20 protein-coding genes, 1 tRNA gene and 2 pseudogenes are annotated in these 19133 nt (G+C 68.6%); 13 read left to right on the plus strand and 10 right to left on the minus strand.

Annotation, left to right across the window (positions count from 1 at the left end; translation table 11 throughout):
- The first annotated feature begins 12 nt into the window (after nt 1–12).
- Nucleotides 13–1092, plus strand: coding sequence for a Yip1 family protein (locus V5O46_RS13190; RefSeq protein WP_332884747.1), 1080 nt, complete (start codon nt 13–15; stop codon nt 1090–1092).
- A 78-nt stretch (nt 1093–1170) separates the two neighbouring features.
- On the opposite strand, the gene V5O46_RS13195 is transcribed toward V5O46_RS13190, so the two are convergent.
- The 3 genes from V5O46_RS13195 to V5O46_RS13205 form a co-directional block, all read right to left on the minus strand.
- Nucleotides 1171–1677, minus strand: coding sequence for a phosphoribosyltransferase (locus V5O46_RS13195; protein WP_332884748.1), 507 nt, complete (start codon nt 1675–1677; stop codon nt 1171–1173).
- A gap of 6 nt (nt 1678–1683) precedes the next feature.
- Complete coding sequence (gene dcd, locus V5O46_RS13200; RefSeq protein WP_332884749.1) at nt 1684–2259, minus strand: dCTP deaminase; 576 nt, start codon at nt 2257–2259, stop codon at nt 1684–1686.
- A gap of 132 nt (nt 2260–2391) precedes the next feature.
- The gene (locus V5O46_RS13205) at nt 2392–2520 is read right to left on the minus strand and encodes a hypothetical protein (RefSeq protein ID WP_332884774.1); all 129 of its coding nucleotides are present in this window, start codon (nt 2518–2520) and stop codon (nt 2392–2394) included.
- Between the two features lie 357 nt (nt 2521–2877).
- Here V5O46_RS13205 and V5O46_RS13210 point away from each other — a divergent pair.
- The 3 genes and pseudogenes from V5O46_RS13210 to V5O46_RS13220 all read left to right on the plus strand — a co-directional run bounded on the left by V5O46_RS13210 (nt 2878) and on the right by V5O46_RS13220 (nt 5649).
- Nucleotides 2878–2951: transfer RNA gene (locus V5O46_RS13210), tRNA-Gly, on the plus strand.
- A gap of 356 nt (nt 2952–3307) precedes the next feature.
- Nucleotides 3308–4339: a hypothetical protein gene (locus tag V5O46_RS13215; RefSeq protein WP_332884750.1), complete on the plus strand. Its 1032-nt coding sequence runs from the start codon at nt 3308–3310 to the stop codon at nt 4337–4339.
- 64 nt (nt 4340–4403) lie between these two features.
- Nucleotides 4404–5649: pseudogene (locus V5O46_RS13220) on the plus strand (IS256 family transposase).
- Between the two features lie 379 nt (nt 5650–6028).
- Here the strand turns inward: V5O46_RS13220 and V5O46_RS13225 are convergent.
- Nucleotides 6029–6550, minus strand: a complete 522-nt coding sequence (locus tag V5O46_RS13225) for an NUDIX hydrolase (protein ID WP_332884751.1) — start codon at nt 6548–6550, stop codon at nt 6029–6031.
- Nucleotides 6547–7812 (minus strand): helix-turn-helix domain-containing protein, encoded by a 1266-nt coding sequence (locus V5O46_RS13230; protein WP_332884752.1) that lies wholly within the window; start codon nt 7810–7812, stop codon nt 6547–6549. The genes V5O46_RS13225 and V5O46_RS13230 overlap by 4 nt, the downstream gene beginning before the upstream one ends.
- A gap of 449 nt (nt 7813–8261) precedes the next feature.
- On the opposite strand from V5O46_RS13230, the gene V5O46_RS13235 reads away from it, so the two are divergent.
- From V5O46_RS13235 to V5O46_RS13260, 6 genes are all read left to right on the plus strand, one after another.
- The gene (locus tag V5O46_RS13235) at nt 8262–8690 is read left to right on the plus strand and encodes a hypothetical protein (RefSeq protein ID WP_332884753.1); all 429 of its coding nucleotides are present in this window, start codon (nt 8262–8264) and stop codon (nt 8688–8690) included.
- Nucleotides 8691–8922: 232 nt separating this feature from the next.
- On the plus strand, nt 8923–9111 hold the full coding sequence (locus V5O46_RS13240; protein WP_125505190.1) for a hypothetical protein: 189 nt from the start codon (nt 8923–8925) through the stop codon (nt 9109–9111).
- 259 nt (nt 9112–9370) lie between these two features.
- Entirely contained in the window at nt 9371–9580 is a 210-nt protein-coding gene (tgmA, locus tag V5O46_RS13245; protein WP_332884754.1) for a putative ATP-grasp-modified RiPP, read from the plus strand.
- Nucleotides 9577–10530 carry an ATP-grasp ribosomal peptide maturase gene (gene tgmB / locus V5O46_RS13250; protein WP_332884755.1) on the plus strand — a complete coding sequence of 318 codons (954 nt, stop codon included), beginning with the start codon at nt 9577–9579 and terminating at the stop codon, nt 10528–10530. The genes tgmA and tgmB overlap by 4 nt, the downstream gene beginning before the upstream one ends.
- Nucleotides 10527–11657 (plus strand): ATP-grasp peptide maturase system methyltransferase, encoded by a 1131-nt coding sequence (gene tgmC / locus V5O46_RS13255; RefSeq protein ID WP_332884756.1) that lies wholly within the window; start codon nt 10527–10529, stop codon nt 11655–11657. The genes tgmB and tgmC overlap by 4 nt, the downstream gene beginning before the upstream one ends.
- Before the next feature lie 27 nt (nt 11658–11684).
- On the plus strand, nt 11685–12002 hold the full coding sequence (locus V5O46_RS13260) for a DUF6087 family protein (protein WP_332884757.1): 318 nt from the start codon (nt 11685–11687) through the stop codon (nt 12000–12002).
- Between the two features lie 211 nt (nt 12003–12213).
- Here the strand turns inward: V5O46_RS13260 and V5O46_RS13265 are convergent, their stop codons facing one another.
- The 3 genes from V5O46_RS13265 to V5O46_RS13275 all read right to left on the minus strand — a co-directional run bounded on the left by V5O46_RS13265 (nt 12214) and on the right by V5O46_RS13275 (nt 14946).
- The gene (locus V5O46_RS13265; RefSeq protein ID WP_332884758.1) at nt 12214–14184 is read right to left on the minus strand and encodes an ATP-dependent nuclease; all 1971 of its coding nucleotides are present in this window, start codon (nt 14182–14184) and stop codon (nt 12214–12216) included.
- Nucleotides 14185–14323: 139 nt separating this feature from the next.
- On the minus strand, nt 14324–14518 hold the full coding sequence (locus V5O46_RS31915; RefSeq protein WP_408648980.1) for a replication initiator: 195 nt from the start codon (nt 14516–14518) through the stop codon (nt 14324–14326).
- A gap of 101 nt (nt 14519–14619) precedes the next feature.
- Entirely contained in the window at nt 14620–14946 is a 327-nt protein-coding gene (locus tag V5O46_RS13275) for a rhodanese-like domain-containing protein (RefSeq protein ID WP_332884759.1), read from the minus strand.
- Nucleotides 14947–15090: 144 nt separating this feature from the next.
- On the opposite strand from V5O46_RS13275, the gene V5O46_RS13280 reads away from it, so the two are divergent.
- Complete coding sequence (locus tag V5O46_RS13280; RefSeq protein WP_332884760.1) at nt 15091–15612, plus strand: TetR/AcrR family transcriptional regulator; 522 nt, start codon at nt 15091–15093, stop codon at nt 15610–15612.
- A 106-nt stretch (nt 15613–15718) separates the two neighbouring features.
- Here the strand turns inward: V5O46_RS13280 and V5O46_RS13285 are convergent.
- A pseudogene (locus V5O46_RS13285) lies at nt 15719–16063 on the minus strand (replication initiation protein); the annotation flags it as partial.
- On the opposite strand from V5O46_RS13285, the gene V5O46_RS31920 reads away from it, so the two are divergent.
- Complete coding sequence (locus V5O46_RS31920) at nt 15968–16186, plus strand: hypothetical protein (protein ID WP_408648985.1); 219 nt, start codon at nt 15968–15970, stop codon at nt 16184–16186. The pseudogene V5O46_RS13285 and the gene V5O46_RS31920 sit on opposite strands and share 96 nt — an antisense overlap.
- Before the next feature lie 472 nt (nt 16187–16658).
- On the opposite strand, the gene V5O46_RS13290 is transcribed toward V5O46_RS31920, so the two are convergent.
- Complete coding sequence (locus V5O46_RS13290; RefSeq protein WP_332884761.1) at nt 16659–18161, minus strand: SulP family inorganic anion transporter; 1503 nt, start codon at nt 18159–18161, stop codon at nt 16659–16661.
- 431 nt (nt 18162–18592) lie between these two features.
- Between V5O46_RS13290 and V5O46_RS13295 the strand changes: the two genes are divergently transcribed.
- Nucleotides 18593–19015 (plus strand): MerR family transcriptional regulator, encoded by a 423-nt coding sequence (locus V5O46_RS13295; protein WP_332884762.1) that lies wholly within the window; start codon nt 18593–18595, stop codon nt 19013–19015.
- The last annotated feature ends 118 nt before the right edge of the window (nt 19016–19133 follow it).

The following is a 19133-nucleotide window of genomic DNA, read 5'->3' on the forward strand; positions in this document are numbered from 1 at the left end:
CTCCCGTAAGGGATGTCACAGGTCGGACGCAAAGGCGGCCCGGGAAGCCGGGGTCCCGCATGTCGCCGGGCGGGACCAGGTACGTTCGAAGGCGTGGCTGGATTCAGGATCGGACGCGGCCGGGACAACGGCGCTCCTCAACCGCGACCGCAACACCCCCCGCACGGACAGCAGACGCCGCAGGGACCGTCATACGGCTATCCCCCGGCGCCGCAGCCCTACCCGCAGCAGCCGTACGGAGGCGGCGGCGCGGGCGGCGCCCAGTGGCCGCAGGCGAGCGGCGCCGGCTACGGCGGCGGCCACGGCGAGCCGGAGTACTTCGGTGACGGCGGTCACCCGCAGGGCGGCCCGCACCCCGGCACTCCCGGCCCGCACGGGGCCCGGGGACCGCACGGCGGGGCGGCTCCCGGCCCGCACGGCGGGGCGGCGCCGCAGGATCCGTATGCGGCCAACAACCCCGGGCACACCCAGGCCTTCGCGATCGGCGACGACCCGTACGGCCAGGGCGAGACCTACCGGGCCGGCTCCGCCCCGCCACCCGGCCCGATCGGCCCCCGCCTGCACTGGAAGGAACTGCTGAAGGGGATCGTCCTGTCCCCCGGCCGCACCTTCCTGCAGATGCGCGACTACACGATGTGGGCCCCGGCGCTCATCGTGACCTTCCTCTACGGTCTGCTGGCGGTCTTCGGCTTCGACGGCGCCCGCGAAGAGGCGATCAACGCCACGCTGTCGAACGCCGTCCCGATCGTGCTGATGACGGCCGTCGCGATGGTGGTGAGCGCCCTGGTCCTGGGCGCCGTCACCCACACCCTCGCCCGCCAGCTGGGCGGCGACGGCGCGTGGCAGCCGACGGTCGGCCTCTCCATGCTGATCATGTCCATCACGGACGCGCCGCGGCTGGTCTTCGCGATGTTCCTCGGCGGCGACGCGCCGTTCGTCCAGGTCCTGGGCTGGGCCACCTGGGTCGCGGGCGGCGCCCTGCTGACCCTGATGGTCAGCCGCTCCCACGACCTGCCGTGGCCGAAGGCGCTGGGCGCGTCGGCGATCCAGCTGATCGCGCTGCTGTCGATCGTGAAGCTGGGCACGTTCTGAGCGGCCCGCACCACCGACACCCGACAAGGGGCTCCCGGCGGACCGGGAGCCCCTTCTCGCACACCGGGGGTCGACCGGTCAGGCGTCGAGCACCTGCCCGCTCCGCCGCACCACCGGCGGCTCGACCGACCAGGGGAAGTTGATCCAGTCCTCGGTCCGCTTCCACACGTACTCGCACTTCACGAGGGAGTGGGACTTCTCATAGATCACCGCGCTGCGCACCTCGGCGACCGTGTCCAGACAGAAGTCCCGCACCAGCTTCAGCGTCTTGCCGGTGTCGGCGACGTCGTCGGCGATGAGGACCTTCTTGTCGGAGAAGTCGATGGCGTTCGGGACCGGGGCGAGCATGACGGGCATCTCCATGGTGGTGCCCACGCCGGTGTAGAACTCCACATTCACCAGGTGGATGTTCTTGCAGTCCAGCGCGTAGGCGAGCCCGCCGGCCACGAAGACACCGCCACGGGCGATGGAGAGCACGATGTCGGGCTCGTACCCGTCGTCGGCGATGCGCTGCGCGAGCTGACGGACGGCGGTGCCGAACCGCTCGTAGCTCAGGTTCTCCCGGACGGCACTCTCGTCACTCATACCCTGTCATACCTGCGTGCGATGGAAGTTGATGAAGGACCGGGAGGCGGTCGGCCCCCGCTGGCCCTGGTACCGCGACCCGTAGCGCTCGCTCCCGTACGGGGACTCTGCGGGTGAGCTGAGCCGGAACATGCACAGCTGCCCGATCTTCATGCCGGGCCACAGCTTGATCGGCAGTGTCGCGAGATTGCTGAGCTCCAGCGTCACATGCCCGGAGAAGCCGGGGTCGATGAACCCGGCGGTCGAGTGTGTCACCAGCCCGAGCCGTCCGAGCGAGCTCTTCCCCTCCAGCCGCGAGGCAAGATCGTCGGGAAGTGTGATCACCTCGTACGTGCTGGCCAGCACGAACTCCCCGGGGTGCAGGATGAACGGCTCGTCCCCCTCGGGCTCGACCAGCCGGGTCAGGTCCGACTGCTCGACGGAGGGATCGATGTGCGGGTACCGGTGATTCTCGAACACCCGGAAGTACCGGTCGAGGCGTACGTCGATGCTCGACGGCTGCACCATGGAGTCGTCGTAGGGATCGATCCGTACTCGCCCGGCGTCGATCTCGGCCCGGATGTCCTTGTCTGAGAGAAGCACGCCCCGAGGATACGCAAGGCGCGCGGAGCGGCCACAATCGGACGACTCCGCGCGCCCGGACACGGAGGCCTGGCGGCACTCCGCCCGTATCTGCCTGTCCCGCTGACGCCTGACCTGCTGGGGCCGGTCCGGCTAGTGCCTCTCGGCGCCCACCGGCACCGGCACGGCGCTGCGCAGCCGCGCACACCGCGGGCAGCGCACGAGCCGCCCGGGGCCGAGCCGCTCGGCCTGCTGCATCGGGAACGAAGAGGTGCTGAACACGTGCCCATCGGCACAGCGGACGAGGGTGCGCTCCATCAAGTCCCTTGAGTCCCTTCCCCAATAGCCGCGTCTGGCTTCTCGCCCTGAAGGCGACAAAAGCCACACTACGGGATCAAAGGAACGACTCTCCAGGCGGCACTCCGCCCCCGCACAACCCACTCGGAGGCACTCCCCCGCACGCCCTCCGGCACCCCTCTCGCGGCCCCCACCGTACGCCCCAACTACGGCTCCCCGCAGCCTCATCACCCCCCTCGAAACACAGTGGCCCCCGAGGCGCGAGCACCGGGGGCCGACGATGAGGTACAGTGAGCGAGCGTCCGGATACCGACTCCACTTCGGCATCCGTCGGCGTCTCACGCGGGTGTAGTTTAATGGTAGAACATCAGCTTCCCAAGCTGAGAGCGCGAGTTCGATTCTCGTCACCCGCTCCAGAATGAAACCCCAGGTCAGCCGCCTGGGGTTTGTTTGTTGTCTAGATCAATTTGAGGGTGGCGTGCCCTCCGCGTGCCCTATATCGAGGTCAGGCGCCCCCGGAAGGCTCTCGGCCGCTAATTCACGTAGGGCAAGCGCCAGGTCATCTCACATTCCGAGACGATTTTTCAGTGACCTGGGTCACATAGTGCGCAAGTGGTACTCAAGTCGCACCAGCAAAGCAGCAGTTGTGGGATCGGATGTGCCTGCCCGATGGCAAGGTGGGCGGATGCTTCCTCCGCCTGGGGCGAGCGACATCACGATGTCTGCGCCCGATGCTTTCGACGTGCCGGTATTCGTTAGGCGCAGTTCTCCCTTGAACCCTGCGAAAGGGCCGTCGCGCACAGAGGTGGAGAAGGCCCAACAGCCCTGGCCGACATCGAGCAGCATCCCCCCAGACGGGGACTACCTCGTCACCACAACATGGCGTGCTCTGCTCGACGCCACCACCACAGTCGGCCGCGACATCACCCCGTGGCTGGCGTCCGTACCTCGACTGGCCCGCCGCGAGATCATGGCGCGGCGGTATCCGCTGTCGGCCTACCTGGTTCGCGACAGCGTGCAGACGGGCCAAGAGGCACAATCGAGGTGGAAGGTCATTCCGAGTGCTGTCTACTCCCACGGGACAGAAAGCTCCACCCGTACAGCGTTCGGCTATCACATCGGCATGACGATGGCCGAGTGGGCCTGCGGCACACTCATGGGGCTCGGCCCCACGACGCATGCGGAAAGCGCAGCACCTCCCGGAGCCGCTCCGGATTGGGAGAAGACCAGCAGCCTGCCCGATCTGTTCGGGACGCATCCGGCAGATTCCGAAGTCTGGTTGGTCGAGGCGAAGGGAGGCCGCTGGCTACGAACGCCCTCCCGCCGGAAAGGGGCCAAGCAGTTGGATGTAGGTGCCCTGCTCCCCGTGCCACACCACAAGGTGCTGTGTGGCACGAGCCTCGAAAAACGCCTCTTCATGATGATCGACGTGGAGAGCGTGGACCATGGCGGCGACAATGGCGGAGCCGGTTCTGACGACCAGGCTCAGGACAGCGGCGAGGTTCTGCTGGAACTCGCGCGTGCCCGCATGATGACGTACTTCACCTTGGCATCGCTGCCGCCGGCCCTGCTGCGAGTCACCCCCGTCGGGAGACCTGAAGCCGGACAGGGTCTACAGCGCTCGGACCCCTTGCGCCTATTGGAACGCGACTCTGCCACGGATGATCTGCGCCGCCGCGTCGGTGGATCCGCCGCTGAGGGGAATCCGGGATGGCGTCCCTTGGAGTGGTGTAGCCGGGCCGGGTCCCGGAACGCGCGGGTGTCTGCCCGGGGCGTGCATCCGCTAACCGTGCGTGCTCCCTGAACAAGGGGCAGGCCATCGCGCAAGTCTCCCTGGTGAACGGCCAGTTCAACCGGAGGAGCACGCGATGGCCTTGTCCCAGTCTGAGCTGATGCGGCTGCTTGAGTCACTACGTCGAGCCGATGGAGTTGAAGCAATCAGGGTGGTGTGCGAGCGCATCCTGCAGGAGCTCATCGAGGCCGAGGCCACCGACGTGATCGGTGCCGCCCCGCACGAGCACTCCGACAAGCGCACGACCTGGCGCAACGGACACCGCGACCGGCTGCTGACCACGCAGGCCGGCGACCTGGACCTGAAGATTCCCAAGGTGCGGACCCGGGTCGTTCTTCCCCTCCCTGCTGGAGCGTCGGCGGCGCATCGACCGGGCACTGTTCGCCGTGGTGATGGAGGCATACGTGCACGGGGTCTCGACCCGCTCGGTCGATGACCTGGTCAAAGCACTCGGTGCGGACAGCGGGGTCTCCGAATCCGAGGTTTCACGGATCTGCGGTGAGCTGGACGAGGAGCTGACCGCGTTCAAGGAACGGCCGCTCGATCACACCGTCTTTCCTTACGTCTTCCTGGACGCGACCTACTGCAAGGCGCGGGTGAATCACCGCATCGCCTCGCATGCCGTGGTCATCGCGACCGGGATCTCCGCCACCGGGCACCGCGAAATCCTCGGCCTGATGGTCGGCGACAGCGAGTCGAAGCCATTCTGGACGAAGTTCCTGCGCTCCTTACGGGCCCGCGGTCTGGAGAACGTCCAGCTGGTCATCTCCGACAGCCACAGCGGTCTGGTGGCCGCGATCCGCACCGTCTTCCTCGGTGCGGCCTGGCAACGGTGCCGGGTTCACTTCGTCCGAGACGAGTTCTCGGTGATCGAAAAGGGCTCGGGAGAGATGGTCGCGGCCACCATCCGCACCATCTTCGCGCAGACCACTGCCGCAGCCGTCCGCACCCAGCCGGACGTGGTCGCCGACATGCTCGGACGACAGTTCCCGCAGGTCAAGAAGATGCTGCTGGATGCCGCCACCGATATCACGGCGTTCGCGGACTTCCCGCCGGCGCACTGGAAGAAGATCTGGTCGACCAACCCGCTGGAACGGCTGAACCGGGAGATCAAACGGCGGGCCGACGTCGTCCAGGTCTTCCCCAACCCCGCTGCCCTGGACCGGCTCGCCGCCGCGGTCCTGGCCGAACTCCACGACGAGTGACAGGTCTTCGACCGCCGCTACCTCTCCGAAGCCTCGATGGCCGAGCTCTTTACCACTCAGTCGACCCCGCCCGAGCCGCAGATCACCCCACAATCGGAATCGAAACAGCTGCCGTGACTACACCACCCAGCGGGACATGACCCCAGGACAAGCAGACCCTCGATCCCCTGGACCTCAGCCAGTGGACTTTCTACGTCCTGCCCACCCGGGTACTGGACGAGCAATGTCCTGGCCAGAAGAGCATCAGGCTGTCCAGCCTCAAGCGCCTCGACCCGCTGGAGACCGACTTCACTGGCCTGCAGAGGGCAGTCGCCGCGTGTGCCGAAGGTACTCGGTAGTTCCAGGGGCGGTGGGCTCAGCCCGCGCGGCAAGGACTGTCTCCAGGGTCCCCGAGGCCGGCATCGGGGGCCTCCGGGCGTCGATCGCCACGAGGAGATCAGCGAGCGCCTCGTACGGACGCCGGTCGTGAAGTGCGTCCACTCTGTGTGTCTTCCCCTCAGGGTGCTGGTACGCCGTCGCGGAGGTAGAGCGGGCGTCCCGCCGTGAGAGCGGTCATAGCGGCGGTGAAGCGGCGCCGGACACGTTCACCGAGCCGGGCGCCAGCCTCTTCCGGCTCGACGAACGCGACCTCGGCAAGCTCTTCGTCCCGTGGGTGCAGCCGGTCGGCCTGGTCCTGGGGCAGCGTGCCGCCGTTGAAGATGAACGCGATCTGGTCATCCCATGGACCGTGCGGAGCCACCCAGTCCACCACCAGCAGCCCGTACACCGTGATCTTCAGCCCCAGCTCTTCGAGAAGTTCGCGGCCTACGGTTTCCTCGGGCGGCTCGTTCGCCTCCGCCATGCCCCCGGGCAAGTCCCAGTCCGGTTTGTAGGTGGGGTTCACGAGGAGTACGCGCCCGGTCGGATCACGCAGCAAGACGTCCGCCGCAACGCGCTTGCGGGCCTGCTTGGCGTTGCCTTCGGCAAGGTAGGCGTTCCAGGCGTCTGTGTCGCCGGGGTCGGGTGCGGTGGGCCTCATGCGCGAGTGCCTCCCGGTGATGGCGGGATCAGATCGGCCAGGAGAAGCATTCTGGCCCTGCGTGCATCATCGGAGCGCACCAGGTACTCACGGATCGGCCGATACGCCTTGTGCAGTTCCAGCAGTCGGCGCAACTCGTCAAGCTGCTGGACGACCCGGACAGACCCCAGGGTCGGGCTCGTGCTCAGCAGCCCGTGTGCGGCATGAACCGCGGCGTCCAGCTCCCTGCGGCGCACGTGGATGTCCACAAGGCTGATCTGGCTCAGTGCCAGCGACCGCGCCCGCCCGGTCTCCCGCAGGGCGACGGCCTGTTCGGCATGCTGTAGGGCGTCGTCGAGCCGTTCAAGATCGCGGAAAATCAGCGCGGACTCGCTCGCCAGGGCGGCGGCGTCGAACGGGCTCAGCCACGGGTGCTCAGCATCCGCACCGCCCTCCAGATCCCGCTGTGCCGCGTCGAGCGCCTGGGCGGCCGGGGCGTGCTGTTCGGCGGCGGCCAGGGCGCGGGCCTGCATCGTGTGCAACCGCGCGGTCAGCGCCGGAATCCGCGGCCCCTGCGCCGTGAGGTCAAGCCCGGTGCGCGCCCACTCCACGGCTGCCGCCGGGTCACCGGTCTGAAGCGCGAGGTGGCTGCAGCTTGCGGCGACGTGGGCGGCCAGTGGGAGGTCACCGGAGGTGCGGGCCAGAGGTAGAGCACGCGCGAAGTGCAGCCCAGCAAGGTCATCCTGTCCGGAGTCGTGGGCCATCCAACCGGCCATCTCCGTCAAGGCCGCCGCCGCAGCGAAGACCTGCGGCCCGCTCGCGGTGTCGACGAGGCGGGGTGCCACCCGGTCCGACAGATGCCGCACCACGGCCCCGTACAGACGGCCGCCACCAGTCTGCCGGTCCGCGTTGCGGAAGTGGTCCATGGCCGCGAGATCGTCCCCATCCGGTCGCGGATGGTCCGTTCGCTGGTGCTCCGCCACAGCGGCGGCACGCTCCCATGACCGGCGGGCGAGACCCAGCAAGTGGCCGGGGATATGGAAGGCGTCGGCGATCTGTTCGAACAGAGTCAGCTTCTCTACCCGGCTCTTGCCGTTCATGTAGTCGTAGAGCCGCCCCTGTGTGATGTCGACGGCGGCGGCGAGCCGTCGCGTACTCACACCTCGGCTGTTGAGCATGCGAAACACGGTGCCCATGTCCCGCTCGGCCAGTGCGCGCAGCAGACGCTCATCCCCAAGCAGGCCGGAAATGATCAGCCGCGGATCCGGTGGCTGATGGCTCATCTGCGACTCCCCCGAGTAGCGGTGACTCGATGCTATGTCCAACGACTGTGCGTTGACTCCGTGTTGGAGTCACCTGCTGGAGTCTCCCCACCCGGCTCCTGCGTCGTTGACTGGCTGCCAGCCACGAGGGATGCACCCGTGAACATCTCCCCCGTCGGCCGTCTCGCCCGCAGGCTTCTTCCCCGAGGCACGCGGGCGGGGCTCCCCCCTCCGCCCCGACCAAGGCGTTGACGATGACCCAAACAGGAACCCCACGGGAGAGATCCGCCGCCATCGCCGGCCCCCACCCGTCATCCGACGTGCTGTCTCTTGCGGCGGCCCCGGACCCCGCCGACGGCGAGCCATGTGAGGAGGCCGGCGGCGTTCTTGGGGCATCGGGCCTGACGACCGTGCCAGAACGGCAGTTCGCCGCTATGTCCTGGCTTCTTGGTGCCGCGGACGATCGGGACTTGGCGCGCTACCAGTGGGACGAGCAGGGAATCGCGCTCCTATGCTGCGGCGGCATCCTCTCCGCTGTACGGATCCCGGCTTGCCTGGTGTGGGCCGCGGTCAAGACGGACCAGCTTGAGAAGGTCGACGCCTTCCTAGGAGAGTGGTTCGACGGCGGCGCCGTGTTCATGGACCTCCGCTCCCAGCAGTACTACGCCTTGGTGCCCGGCACGGCCGATTGGCCGCTGAATGAACGCGACTTCCCCGGCGTGCAACGCCTGGGCCGTGACAACTTCCTCGGCGTGCCCGCGAGTCGGCTCACCACACCGGAGGGACGTGCGTACTGGTGCCTGCCCATGCAGTCGCCCGGGGACCTCTGTTACCTGGATGAGGTCGAGGCGCTCGTCCGCACCGGACGGGCGGCCTTGGCCGAGGGCGCTGGCCAATGACCGTGGAGACGCGGCGGAGCGCGTCCCTGCTCCCCGCGCAGCGCCCGCCCTGGGCCGGGAACGGACGGCCCCCGCCGTGCACCGGATGTGGGTACAACGGCGGATCGTGCCTTGACCGGCACCACAGACCCCCCTTGGGGCGAGCCCGTGCTTGTCCCCGGGGGTGGTGGCTCCGAGCGTTCCGTCACGCCCGTCCGGAGCCACCTGCACCCCGCGAAAGGAAGGCTGCCCCGTGGAAGCGAAGTGGGTCATCGGTGACTGCTGGCTCGGGTGCGGGCGCACCGGCCTGCCGGTGGTCTGGCTCGGGCCGTTGCAGTGGGACGGACAGCACGCACCGGTTTACGCGTGCGAGGACGACCTCAACCGCCTCAAGGCGCAAGCCCTCGCCTACTTCATGCAGCGGCAGCCAGCCATCGCCTGACAGACGCCCCCGCGGGACTCCGGCAAGACGCCGCGGGGGAAACGGTCCCCACCCCCGAGGGAACCAACCCTGCCGCCCGCTGCCAGAACGGCGCGCGGCACCAGCCCGGCCGGGGCACGCTTCGTTGCTCCACCCGCCCCGGCCGGGTTCCATCACTGCGACATTGAGGAGAGGCATGTTCGTTCACTCTGACCGTCTGCCGACGAGCATGGCGGTTCCGCAGGGAACCATCACCCCGCAGCCGTGGGGAGTCGGCCGCATGGCGCCTTACCCCACGATGGCCCCCGGGTACTCCGCCGTCCGACTGGACCCGGGCACCCAGACTGCCCGGTTCTTCGACGCGAGTGGTCAGGTCATGGAGATGCCCGGCCACGGGACCAGCACCGGCACCAGTCCCTCCACGGGCACCAGCCCTGACGGCAACGGCACCACCCAGGACAGCGACACCGGGAGCGACAGCGACCAGTGACTGACACACGTCCGGTGTTGGTCGTCACCAGCCTGCACGACCCCACCGCCGACGTGGTGATCCGCGAGCTGCACGGCCGGGACATCCCGGTCGTGCGGCTCGACTCGGGGGACTTCCCCGCATCACTGTCGGTGGAGGCAGAGATCACCCCGCACGGGATCGAGGGCCGCCTCCTCACCCCCTCCCGCACCGCGGACCTGTCCAACGTCCGCGCCATGTACTACCGTCGACCGACCGGGTTCGCCTTCCCACACCTCAGCGACCAGGACGCGCGGTTCGCCATCACACAGGCCCGATACGGGCTCGGCGGGGTACTGGCTGCCCTGCCCGGCTGCCTGTACGTGAACCACCCGCACCGCGTCGGAGATGCGGAGTTCAAACCGTCTGGGCTCGCCGCGGCGGTACAAGCCGGCTTCCTGGTGCCGCCCACGCTCATCACCTCCAGCCCAGACGCGGCACGAGCCTTCATCAAGCGGGAGGGCTCGGTCATCTACAAGCCGCTCCACAATCCCGTGTACCGGGTGGACGGGGTGTCGAACGTCGTCAAGGTCGCCGAGGTGTCCGCCGCGGACATCGATGACGGCGTGGCGGGCACGGCGCACCTTTTCCAGAAGCGCATCGCCAAGACCGCGGACGTACGGGTGACCGTCATCGGCACCCGGGTGTTCTGTGTCCGCATCGACTCCGACCTGTTGGACTGGCGCACCGACTACGACCGGCTCGCCTACACGCCCGTGGAGCCGCCGCCGGGCATTGCTTCGGCGCTGCGTCACTACTTAAACCACTTCGGGCTTGTCTTCGGGGCTTTCGATTTCTGCGTGGCCGAGGACGGGCAATGGTGGTTCCTGGAGTGCAACCCCTCCGGTCAGTGGTACTGGCTGGAACCTGAAACGGGTCTGCCCATGTGCGCAGCCCTGGCCGACCTCTTGGAGAGGAAGACCGCGACGTGACCGACGACGACAAGGGCCTCCGCCTCGCGCTCGCCGAGCGTCTGGCCGACAGTGGCCACCTGCGCACCGACCCATGGCGGGCCGCCGTCGAAGCCGTGCCCCGGCACGAGTTCCTGCGCGGCGGCTACTTCGAACGGGCCGACAGCCCCGGCCCCACCGCGTGGCGGCCACTCCTCCCTGAAGACCCCGGATGGCTGGGCGGCTGCTACCAAGACGCCTCCCTCGTCACCCAGATCGCCGGGACCATCGCCCCCCGGGACATCCGCGGCGAGATCCTGCGTGAGCCCACCTCATCGAGCACCCTGCCCGGCCTCGTCGTCCGGATGCTCGAAGACCTCCAGGTCGAGGACGGCAACCGCGTATTGGAGATCGGCACGGGAACCGGCTACTCCACCGGCCTGCTCTGCCACCGACTCGGCGAAGACCTCGTGACGTCCATGGAGGTGGACCCGGAGGTCTCCATCCGTGCCCGTGCAGCGCTCGGGCACGCCGGGTACGCGCCGTTCCTGATCGCTGGTGACGGGCTGGCCGGCCACCCCGACGGCGGCCCGTACGACCGGCTGATTGCGACGTGCGGCGTCACCGAGCTCCCGTATGCGTGGGTGGAGCAGACCCGGCCCGGCGGGATCATCCTCGCCACACTGTCCGGCTGGCTCTACTCCTCCGAACTGGCACGGCTCACCGTGGAGGAGGACGGGACGGCCCACGGCCGACTCCTCGGCGGGCAGGTCTCATTCATGATCGCCCGTCCCCAGCTCCCGCCCCCGCTCGGTCTGCTACCGGACATCGACGAGGGCCAGGAACGCACCACCGGGCTCCCCCCGGATGCTCTGGACGACTGGAACACGCGCTTCGTCGCCCAGCTCGCGGCCCCCCGCGTGCAGCGCCTCAGCCTCAACCGGGACGGCCGAACCGAACACCTCCTGATCGACGTGGACGCCTACGCCTGGGCCGCCCTCGCCCAGGACGGCGATGCCTGGACTGTCCGCCAGGGCGGCCCCGGTCGCCTGTGGGACGACATCGAGGAGGCCGTCACACAGTGGCGTGCCGACGGCGCCCCCGGCCTCAACCGCTTCGAGGTCACCGTCACCCCCGACGAGCAGACCGTGACCTGGTCTAGGGTCTGATGGCACGAGCACCAGGAGGCGCGGACAATGGCGGATGAGGAGCCCTTGCACGAGTGGGCAGCCCGACGTGACCGGCGCCGAGCTGCGCAACGGCAGATCACCGGCATACGCCGCGCCGTGCCCCTCGCCGACGGAGCCCGCGCCTCCCATATCGCCCCCAACGCCCCGCGCGCCCTTATGGAGTGGGACGGGCAGGCATGGGTGACGGTCGGGGTGGCCCCGAACGCGGACGCTGCCCGGGAGTTCCTCGGCCACGTACCCGCGCCTGCCCCCGAGAGGGGGTGGGACGTCCAGCCTGCTCCGCCTGGTCTCGGCCCCGGCCGAGGACGTCACCGGAAGCCCTGACCGACCCGTGCCAAAGGCGCCCCACCTGATGCCCAGGGCAGGCGCCGCTCAGCGGCTCACCCCGTCGTCACCCACATGTGCCATCCCAGTGCCACTTCGCCGCGCCCGCTTAGCACCGTGACCCGAGAAGCGGTGGCTGCGCGGGCTCGGGGCCACATACGTTCGCCTCCATGGTTGACGCAGCTTTCGGGCATCCGCGCCTCGCCGCCATCTACGACCCACTCGTGCGTGCAGCGAGGCCGGCCACTGGACCATTCGGATAGCGCCGTCCTGCCAGCGCCCGAACGTTCTCCAGCAGAGCATGCAGCAGGAAGGGCGGCTCCGCCGGGACGGTCCGAGTCGTCTCCAGATACGTCGCCGCGTTCTTCCCGTCGATACCCTCGCCCGTGCGGACGAGCTCCTGTCGCCGCTCCTCCCAGGCCGGCCAGTGCTGGTCGAGGTAGGTCTCCAGAGTGTCCTCGAGGACGGTGTAGCGGCCGGTGGAGTCGTCGGCGGGCTGCGGAGTCGGCGTCGCTCCCAGGTACTGCAGAAGATTCGAGTTCTTGGTCCGGTTCGTTCGCGCCTGGCGCTCGAACGCCCGCTCCTTCTCCTGACGCTGCTCAGGGATGAGATGACGCACTGACTCCCGTTTCCGCTCCTCCATGCCGAGGTCGCCGTCGAAGACGACGTAGCACGGCACGCCCAAGGCGCTGAAGAGAGCGTCGGAGATCATGAGGTTGTCCTTACCGTGGACCTCAATGACGCTGATGCCGTCCGCACCCAGGTTGATCCCCGCCCGCTCGGCACAGCCAGTGATCACGCCCCCGTCCCCACGTCCTTCGACCAGAACCACGGCATGGGCGAAAAAGCCCTCCGCCAGCGCGCCGCCCAGGGTCCCCTCGGTCCTGCTCCTGATCACCTGCTTGTCGACTAGCCCCTCGAGGGCCGTGAACAGGTCCTCCTCTGTGGCCTGCCATACCTCGGTGGCGGGGTGATCCTCGCCGACAGCGCGGCAGAGGCGGCGGATCTGGTGGTAGCCCTTCGGGTCGATGAAGACGGGATTGTGGGTTGCGTACATGACCTGTGTACGGTCCTGCGGCGACGTGGCGACCAGCTCGCGCAACACCTTCGCGAAGGTCCGAGCCTGAGGCGGGTGCTGGAACAGCTCGGGCTCCTCGATGGCCAGACACAACGTCCGCATGCCGTCGGCCGGGCGCCGACGGTCGGCGAGGTACTTCAGCGCCGCGATTATCAGGGCCCGCTGGAAGCCATGTCCCTGCCGGTGCACCGAGGTATGGGCAGCACCGTCCCGGATGCTCACCTGGAAGCTGGTCCGGGCGGGCCTCGGCGTCTGCACTGTGGGGGTCACGACCACCTCGCGCCCTGTGGTGAACTTGGCGACCTCCGCGGAGAGCGCGGCCGACACCTCGTCCAGTACGGGGCCGTAGATCTTGGTGTGCACCTCCTGCCGGGCCAGGTGGGCGTTCTCCTCGATCTCGCCGAGCTCCTCGTTCGCTTGCGAGCGGTCCACGGCGTGGTCGAGGATGCGTCCGAGGGCCGTCGCCTTCTGATCGTCGGCCTCCTCGTACGCCCGCAGGTCGGCGGAGACGAACACGAAGTCGATCAGCTGGGCCAGCCTGCTCTGTCCGGCGAAGCCGAAGAAATGCGTGTCCTCGACCTCGGCCTCCGTGAGGCGGTCGCGGTTGGCCAGCTCCCAGGTACGCATCGCCTCCAGGACCTTGTCCTTGGTCCCGGCGGCCGAAAGTCCCAAGCTTGGATCGCTCTCCCTCAACTGGTCGTAGGCACGACGCAGTTCCATGGCCTTGTCGTTCTTCCGCACCTCCTCGAAGGGCCCGTACGCGAGCGCCTTGCCCGTGATCTTGTCCTCGCCGTCCTGCCAGGTTCGCCAGATGCTCACGCTCTCAGCACCGTCAGGTGCGTACCGTCCGAGAGTCTGGCGGTCATGCTCGGTCAGCCCGTCGAACTCCACCTCCACGGAGATGCGGCCGCCATCGGCCGCCGAGTGGACATCGTCGTCGCTGAGTGCGATGCCCTTTTCGCCGTTGAAGAACCAGTCGAGCGCACGCAACACCGTGGACTTGCCGACCCCCGTCGGTCCGATGAAGGAGGTGATGTCTTCGAAGGGCACCTCCACCTTGTGCAGGCAGCAGAAGTTCTCGATGCGAACGCGCTTAATCTTCACGGTCGTCCTGGGCGTCTGGTGCTGGCGGGGCATTTGACTCCCCGTGTGACGTTTGTGAACGCTAGCAGCCTCCCTGACGCCCAATCAGCCGAATTCCCGAGATGAGTGATTCCTCGGTTTCAGAGGCCACACCAGGCTGCTACCGGCTGAGATCAAAGTCAGCAGCACCGCCGAGGCTTTTGTGATCTTCAGGGCTCGTGGTTTCGCCGCCCTGCGGGACGGTCGGGGTCGTGGCTTGGGCATGGCGCCATTCGGCGCGGGCGTCGCGCAGGGCCCGGAGAGTGGCGGAGCAGCGGCGGGACTTGGTGGAGAAGCGACCGCGGAGACCGAGCACGTGGGCCCAGGCGCGCGCAGGCGGAGGGCCGCCGGCTCGGGACGGGCACCGGGGGTGCGGGGGAGGGTGGGCCTCTCGGGCTGCCCTCCCCCGGGGTGGGGTCAGGCGGCCTCGGTGGGAAGGCCTGCCTCCACCCAGTCCTGGATGCCCTCACGGTACTTGCGGACATTGGTGTATCCGAGAGCGGTGAGCCGGTCGGCGACCTGTCCACTGTTGGGGCACGCCGGGTTGGAGCAGTAGGTGACGACCGCTGCGTCGCGGTCAGGGAGCAGGACGGACGCCCGGGCCTCCACGTCGGCCAGGACCAGTTCCAGTGCGCCAGGAAGGTGCTGCTTGGCGTAGTACTCGCCGCCCAGGGTGTCGACGACGGTCACGCTGCCCGCGTCCATGCCTGCCTTCAGCTCGTCTCGTGTGATGAGTGCGGTCATGCCCCTACCTCTCAAGAATCGGACTATAGTCCGGTTGTGGCTCACGACAATAACGGACCGCAGTCCGATTCTGCAATGCTGCTGGAACTCCTGGGGACCCCACCGCCAAACGAGCAAGCGCGCTCGGCACGCAACCGTGCCGCCGTGCTGGAGGCAGCTGCGCGGCTGTTCGCCGAGCACGGGGTGGAAGCGGTCTCCATGGACCAGGTGGCCGAGGCCGCCGGTGTCGGCAAAGGCACCCTGTACCGCCGCTTCGGTGACAAGTCCGGGTTGGCCGCCGCACTCCTTGACGCCCGAGAACGCGTACTGCAGGAGGCGATCCTGTACGGACCGCCACCGCTTGGCCCTGGAGCCGCCGCCGAGGAGCGGCTCACCGCGTTCGTCGACGCCTATGTCGACTACCTGCTGGAGAACCTGGCTCTCATCCGTACCTCGGAGACCGCCGCGGTCGGCGCCCGGTACCGGATCGGGGCCTACCGGTTCTGGCACCGCCACACAGCGATCTTGCTGGGCACCACACCCGACCCCGAACACACAGCTCATGCCCTGCTCGCCGCGCTGGCCGCCGAACACGTGGCCGCTCTCCTGCCGGAACTCGGCGAACAACGGATCCGGGTCGGCCTCATTCGCCTCGCCCGCTCGGCGATGCAACCCCCCGGCCCGTAGGGCAAGGGCCGAGTCGTGAACCCACACCTATCCGCGCGACGTCCTAGTCGTAGGTGTCCGGGTCGAGCGGTGTGCCCAAGGCAGGATCCTGCTCGTCGTGCCGGGCACCGCAGGGGCAGGGCCGTCCACTGGAAGGACGGTTGTGGACCGGGCCGAAGCCGGGGAGCCGCGAACGTGGCGAACACGCGTGGGTGGACGGCGACCTCTTCGGGCGGGCCCTTGCCGCCGCGCAGTTCAGCGGTGGTCGGGTGCTAGGTGTCGCGGCGGCAGGTCTCCGCGCAGGCCGCACAGCGCGTGGCGCGGCGTTGTTGCAGCGGACGAGGAGCTGACCGGCCGGGAGGGCGGCGGAGTCGAGGTGGTGCAGGACTCGGCCGATCTCGCCGGTCGTTGTGTCGACGGCATGTTCGGTGCGGTGGCCGCCGAGGCGTACGGGGCGGGTGCAGCCGCCCAGGGTGGAGAGTTGGCGGGCCGGCTCGGGCATGGTGCCGAGGGGGCCGGCATGGAGATTTCCGCGAGCGGTGGGGGAGTCTGCCGGGTGATGACGGGTCTTTCCTTCGGCAGATTGCGTGGCTGAGACGGGCAGCCCCGGGGCGGCGGGATGCCTGGCGGCGTGTTGCCGCCCGGCGGCCGGTCAGCGCTTGTTCGCGCCGTTGACGAGGGGGCGCGCAGGAGCACGGCGGCAATGGCCACGGACACGGACACGGCCGAGGCGGCGACCGCCGCGAGGAGCGCCGTGCGAGACGATCCGTCAGGGTCGACCGGCAGAGCGGGAGCCGCCGCGCAGAATGGCCGTCGGCACGGTTCCACAGGCCCGGCGAGTGTGCCCGGAGCAGTCGAGGACCGGTTTCGTGGGCTGCTGGAGGGGGCCCCGGACGCGTTGGTGGTCGTGGACGGCAAGGAACCCGGACTCGTCAACGCCCAGTGACTGACGGGCTCACCGGCTCCGCCGCCGTCCGCCGGCATGTACCGTCCCGGGCCCGCCCGCTCCGCACGGACAAGACCGCCCTCCACCTGCGTCCGTGGCCGGGGGAGGGCGTCCGGTCCGGTCAGTGGCTGCCGGTGAGCTGGCCGGCGAGGCGTTCGTGCATGTCGGCGCTGGGCTTGTTCAGGCCGATGATGGTGACCTTCTTGCCGCGCTGGGCGTACTTGGTCTCCACGGCGTCCAGGGCGGCGACGGAGGAGGCGTCCCAGATGTGGGCGTCGGAGAGGTCGATGACGACGTCGTCGGGGTCGTCCCTGTAGTTGAACTGGTAGACGAGGTCGTTGGAGGAGGCGAAGAACAGCTCGCCGGTGACCGCGTAGACGGCCTGGTTGCCGTCGGGGTCGACGACGCCGGAGACGTGGACCATGTGAGCGACGCGCTTGGCGAAGACCACCATCGCGGTGATGCAGCCCACGACCACGCCGATGGCGAGGTTGTGGGTGGCGACCACGCAGGCGACGGTGACGATCATGACGGTCATCTCGCCGAGCGGCATCCGCTTGATCGTCTTCGGGGCGATGGAGTGCCAGTCGAAGGTCGCGAACGACACCATGATCATGACGGCGACCAGGGCGGCCATCGGGATGTCGGAGACGACCGGGCCGAAGGCGATGCACAGCACCATCAGGAAGGATCCGGCCAGGAACGTCGACAGGCGGGTCCGGGCGCCGGACACCCGTACGTTGATCATGGTCTGGCCGATCATGGCGCAGCCGCCCATGCCGCCGAAGAAGCCGGTGACGATGTTGGCGACGCCCTGGCCGATCGACTCACGCGTCTTGCCCGAGTGGGTATCGGTGATGTCGTCGACCAGCTTGGCCGTCATCAGCGACTCCATCAGGCCGACCAGCGCCATGGCGAACGCGTACGGGGCGATGGTGGTCAGCGTGTCCATGGTGAACGGCACGTCCGGCAGACCCGGCACCGGCAGCGACGACGGCAGTTCTCCCTTGTCGCCGACGGACGGCACCGAGATCGCGGCCGCCACGGTGATCACGGTCAGGATGACGATGGAGACCAGCGGGGCCGGGATCACCGTGGTGACCTTCGGGAAGAACACCATCAGGGCCAGGCCGCCGACGACCATCGGGTAGACCATCCACGGCACGTCCGTCAGCTCCGGCACCTGCGCCATGAAGATCAGGATGGCGAGGGCGTTGACGAAACCGACCATCACGCTGCGCGGCACGAACCGCATGAGCTTCGCCACACCGACCGCGCCCAGGACCACCTGGAAGACGCCCGCGAGGATGACGGCCGCGACGAGGTAGCCGAGTCCGTGCTCCCGGTTGAGAGGGGCGATGACCAGGGCGATCGCGCCGGTTGCCGCGGAGATCATGGCCTTGCGGCCGCCGACGACCGAGATGACGACGGCCATGGTGAAGGAGGCGAACAGACCGACCGCCGGGTCGACCCCGGCGATGATCGAGAAGGAGATCGCCTCCGGGATCAGGGCCAGCGCGACCACGAGGCCGGCCAGCACCTCGGTACGGAAGACTTTCGGGGAGTCCAGCCAGTCGGGCTTGGACAGGCGGAACTTCGGCGCTGCGGGCAGCAGTGAGGACATGCAACCGTTTCCGTTCGGGCGGAGCTCCACCGCAGGGCGGACGCGTCCACGTCGTCTACGTCGTAATGCCGAAGCCACACACGACTCCGCGCAGGCAAGGGCAGAATCCCCTCGGCGGCCCGGCCGCTTCAGCGAGGCCCGGCCGGTCTGTGTGACAGCCGTTTGGCTGCCGGTCGGGCATCATGGCCCGGAAGTCTTCGGACGCCATCGGGGCCCGGTCAGGCCCGCGCCTTGGCGGTTTCACTCCTGCCGTCAGCCTCGACGGCGGCTGTGAACACGTGGAGACTCTACCCTGACGTGAGGGCAGAGTGCGACTTGCGGCATGTGAAGCACAGGTAAACACCACCAGGACTCTGTGATTCACCTCACGCAAGCTGTCGTGCTCTACGGATCTGAGAAACGAAGGAACCGACGAAGGGGATCATGGGGCGATGACGGATCAGGGCCGGCGGCAGATGCAGATCGGCGAGGTGGCCGAGCGGACCGGCTTGTCGCTGCGCACCATCCGCCACTACGAGGAGGTCGGCCTCGTCAGCCCCTCGGCCCGCAGCAAGGGCGGCTTCCGCCTGTACACGGAGTCCGACGTCGACCGGCTGATGGTGATCCGCCGGATGAAGCCGCTGGACTTCTCCCTGGAGGAGATGCGCGACCTGCTGGATGTCACCGACCGGCTCGCCGCGACCGACGACCCGGCCACCGGCGTGGAACTGGAGCACCTGCGCGAGCGGCTGGACTCCTACCGCAAGGTGGCCGACGCCCGCTGCGAGGCCCTGCGGGCCCGCTTGGAGATGGCCGAGGACTTCGCCGCCACGCTGCGCCGACGGCTGCCGGCGAATGCCCGCGCGGGAGCCTGATGCGTCGGCGGCAGTACGGGACGAGGGTTACGGTCCGTCGCGGACTGCACCCCTCTCCCCCGCCCTGCGGGAATCGGCCATGACGGTGCACCGGGCTTTCTTCCGGAGGCTCATCTCC

The sequence above is a fragment of the Streptomyces poriticola genome (genome assembly GCF_036689765.1).
In the GTDB taxonomy this organism is placed as follows: Bacteria; Actinomycetota; Actinomycetes; order Streptomycetales; family Streptomycetaceae; genus Streptomyces; species Streptomyces poriticola.